General features: G+C 41.0%; 6 protein-coding genes. All 6 read right to left on the bottom strand.

Annotated elements, in window-relative coordinates; translation table 11 throughout:
* Positions 1-15: 15 nt before the first annotated feature.
* On the bottom strand, positions 16-432 hold the full coding sequence (gene nusB, locus ACEW8F_RS08855) for a transcription antitermination factor NusB (RefSeq protein ID WP_373483116.1): 417 nt from the start codon (positions 430-432) through the stop codon (positions 16-18).
* 48 nt (positions 433-480) lie between these two features.
* Positions 481-825 (bottom strand): Asp23/Gls24 family envelope stress response protein, encoded by a 345-nt coding sequence (locus tag ACEW8F_RS08860; protein ID WP_373483117.1) that lies wholly within the window; start codon positions 823-825, stop codon positions 481-483.
* A gap of 18 nt (positions 826-843) precedes the next feature.
* Positions 844-1,278 (bottom strand): CD1247 N-terminal domain-containing protein, encoded by a 435-nt coding sequence (locus tag ACEW8F_RS08865; protein ID WP_373483118.1) that lies wholly within the window; start codon positions 1,276-1,278, stop codon positions 844-846.
* A 1-nt stretch (position 1,279) separates the two neighbouring features.
* Positions 1,280-1,837 carry an elongation factor P gene (efp, locus tag ACEW8F_RS08870; RefSeq protein ID WP_304888260.1) on the bottom strand — a complete coding sequence of 186 codons (558 nt, stop codon included), beginning with the start codon at positions 1,835-1,837 and terminating at the stop codon, positions 1,280-1,282.
* A gap of 76 nt (positions 1,838-1,913) precedes the next feature.
* Positions 1,914-2,798 (bottom strand): peptide chain release factor N(5)-glutamine methyltransferase, encoded by an 885-nt coding sequence (gene prmC, locus ACEW8F_RS08875; RefSeq protein ID WP_373483119.1) that lies wholly within the window; start codon positions 2,796-2,798, stop codon positions 1,914-1,916.
* Positions 2,799-2,878: 80 nt separating this feature from the next.
* Positions 2,879-2,963, bottom strand: an 85-nt coding sequence (locus ACEW8F_RS08880) for a 50S ribosomal protein L31 (RefSeq protein ID WP_373483120.1), incomplete at its 5' end; no start/stop codon positions are given.

Raw genomic sequence — 2,963 nt, forward strand, 5'->3', positions numbered from 1 at the left:
GTATCAATGCCAAGACTAAGGGCACTCATTGAGTTCGTCCTTAACTATTTTATTTAAAATACCATTAACGTAATTTTTTCCATCCTCGTCTCCGAATTTTTTCGTAAGCTCAATTGCCTCGTTAATGACAACTTCAAATGGGACTTTTTCATCCATGTATTTCAATTCACAAATGGCCAAACGCAGAATTGATTTTTCTACCTTTGGAATTCGATCAATTTTCCAGGTGCTTTTAAGATAGTCATCGAGAATATCATCTATTTCTGCAAGGTGAGCTTCAGTCGCATCGATTAAGGTCTTACCATAGGTCAGATCCAGCTCATTATCCTCTAAAAAATATGCAATACTATCGGTAAAATCTCCTGGTTCCGGATGAAAGTCTAGTTGAAATACACCTTTTAATGCATATTCCCGTTCTTTTTTTCGACTCATGCGCCACTCCTTCAGATTCTATTATTCGATAAAAGGGGCTTGCGCCCCCTATTTGCCTGAACCTTCAATTCGGACATTAACCGCAGCCACCTGGAAACCGGCCATCGATTCCACGGCAACCTTGACTTTTTTCTGAATTGCTTTTGAAACCTTGATAATATCGACCCCCGGTTCGGTGATCACATAAACCCAAATCATTAAACCGACCGGATCTCTGGCAATCTTAACACCTTTTGTCGTTGATGTCAGATAAAGCTTATCCATGATTTCATCGGTGATTCTCAATGAAATACGCGCCACACCGTTAACGCCAGTAGCCGCCAAGCTGACAATTGAAGCGATCATTTCGTCATTGATATTCGGGAACTGATTGTTTTTCATTTCTATTTTCATCTTAATTACCTGAGTTCTTTAGATTTCCTGATGACAGTCGCAACCATCTTCTCCGCAGCATGATGCAACTTCTTCATTTAATTTGAATGGAGCGCCGCAATCCGGACAAGCCACGGTGTTATTTTCAAACGATTCAAATTCGGTGATATATACATTTCCGCATTCCGGACAAATGATTTCATAATAGTCTTCTTCGTCAAATTCGAAATCTTCTTCTCCATCAAAATCTTCATCTAAAATAAATTCTTCTAAATCAGAGAGATCATCATCGACCATTTCAACATATTCTTCCAGTTCTTCCTGAGCTTCGGTAATGCCATCAAGAGCATCGACAATGTCTTCAAGAATATCCAATACCTGAACCAGAACCTTGCCTTCATTGGAAGCCTGATCTAATTCCAGACCATCTACCAGACCTTTGGTATAAGCGACTTTTTCATTAATGTATTTCATTTTATACCCTTTCCATGTAATCGCCCGTACGGGTATCGATTCGAATCTTATCACCTTGTTCGACAAACAGTGGTACGGTGATAATTGCTCCAGTTTCAACAGTTGCTGGTTTATTTGCGCCGGTTGCGGTGTCGCCCTTGAAGCCGGGATCTGTTTTAACAACTTCCAGCTCCACAAAATTAGGAGCCGCTACTGAAAAGGCAATACCTTTTAATGATTTCACGGTGGCAATATCATTTTCTTTCAGATATTTTAATGCTTCTTCGACCTGATTCAAGTTAAGTGGAATCTGTTCATAGGATTCCAGATCCATGAAGTAGTATAAACCGCCATCTTCATATAAGTATTCCATTTCGCGAGTTTCAACCTGTGCTTTAGGATAACGTTCCGTCGGGTTGAATGATTTTTCAACCACTGCTCCTGTAATAACATTTCGAATCTTTGTTCGAACAAAGGCCGCGCCCTTACCTGGTTTTACGTGTTGAAATTCGATGATCGTAAATGTGTGACCATCCATTTCAAACGTTACCCCTTTTTTAAAATCTCCTGCTGATACCATGTTTACCTCCGATATGCATATGTTAATTTTTTCTTCTCATTCAATGTTATTATTCTATCACAATTATTGAGAGCCGTCATCCCAATTTATTATTATCCCCTGGCTTAAATCCTGATATTTTGCCGGTGAGACAGCGGATATGTCCACTCAGATCCTTGATGCTCTGAATCTCCTGATAGCCGTTTTTGCCTAATAATTCAATCACATCAGCGGCCTGATCATCTCCGATTTCCAGAGCCAGGAGACCATCTTTTTCCAAAAACAAATGAGCCTCGCCAATGATCCGCCGGTAAAAATCCAGACCGGATTCTCCGCCGTCCAGGGCCATATGAGGTTCGTACTCAATAATGTCCGGGGCTAGCCGGTTCATCTCTGCCCGCCTGATATACGGCGGATTGGAGACAATTATATCAAAGGTTTCCCCCGGGGGAATGGCGGCAAATAAATCCCCTTGATAAAGCAAAAGATCGTTATTGACCAATTGGCCGGCATTGATCCTTGCCACCGCCAGTGCCGCCTCCGAAAAATCACTGAGGCTGACTTTTCCCTGATTAAAATATTTCTTGATCGAAATGCCAATAGCTCCACTACCGGTACACAGATCCAAAACTTTAGCTTCTTTCAGGTAGTTGCGATGTAAATATTCAAGCAGGTACTCCACCATCGGTTCGGTATCGGGTCTGGGAATTAAAACATCTCCATTGACAAAAAAATCCATCCCCATAAATTCTTTTTTTTCCAGAATGTAGGCGACTGGTTCTAATTGGCTGCGTCTTTTGATGGCGCTGCGATAGCTTTCTGCTTGTTTTAAGTCCATCGTTTCCTGTGAATGGGTATAGAAATAGACCCGATCCTGATCCAAAATCCGGCTTAAAAGAATCTCCGCCTCTAAACCGGGATATTCGATTCCAGCCTGAGTAAGCGTCTGCCGTCCAAAATCCAAAATCTCTTTGATGGTCATTTTCCTACCTCAACTTAAAAATACAAACCATTTTCGCATCTGAACAAGAAAAAAGCCGGTTACAAGAACCGACTTCTTTTTTATTCTGCTGACTCGTTTTTAATGCCGTATTTTTTATTAAATCGATCAACACGTCCACCAGCATCAATAAGTTTTTGTTTCCCT

This window comes from Acetobacterium sp. (genome assembly GCF_041752335.1).
Lineage (GTDB): Bacteria > Bacillota > Clostridia > Eubacteriales > Eubacteriaceae > Acetobacterium.

Excerpts from the sequence above, each read along its gene's own strand:
- nusB (WP_373483116.1), bottom strand. The coding sequence starts at position 432 with ATGAGTCGAAAAAAAGAACGGGAATATGCATTAAAAGGTGTATTTCAA.
- ACEW8F_RS08860 (WP_373483117.1), bottom strand. The coding sequence starts at position 825 with ATGAAAATAGAAATGAAAAACAATCAGTTCCCGAATATCAATGACGAA.
- ACEW8F_RS08865 (WP_373483118.1), bottom strand. The coding sequence starts at position 1,278 with ATGAAATACATTAATGAAAAAGTCGCTTATACCAAAGGTCTGGTAGAT.
- efp (WP_304888260.1), bottom strand. The coding sequence starts at position 1,837 with ATGGTATCAGCAGGAGATTTTAAAAAAGGGGTAACGTTTGAAATGGAT.
- prmC (WP_373483119.1), bottom strand. The coding sequence starts at position 2,798 with ATGACCATCAAAGAGATTTTGGATTTTGGACGGCAGACGCTTACTCAG.